This window comes from Faecalibacterium sp. OM04-11BH, assembly GCF_003482185.1.
Taxonomy (GTDB): domain Bacteria; phylum Bacillota; class Clostridia; order Oscillospirales; family Ruminococcaceae; genus Faecalibacterium; species Faecalibacterium tardum.
In genome coordinates this window covers 108,158-108,362 of the sequence record NZ_QULS01000010.1, presented here as the reverse complement: position 1 = coordinate 108,362, position 205 = coordinate 108,158, and positions in this window count along the sequence as shown.

Genomic DNA, 205 nt, shown 5'->3' with positions numbered 1-205 from the left:
GCCAGCTCTCCCGAAGGGAGAGCCAAGCCGTAAAGTTCATCACTAAAGTTTTAGGTGTAATGAGAAAGCTTCCGGGCGTGCCTGCTCCCCCTTGGGGGAGCTGTCGCGCAGCGACTGAGGGGCTATGGATGGAGAAGCGAAAAAAGCGTTAAAGCGATAGCGCCGACTGGCGCAGCGCTAGCTTTTTTGTGCTTCGACTTCTTCT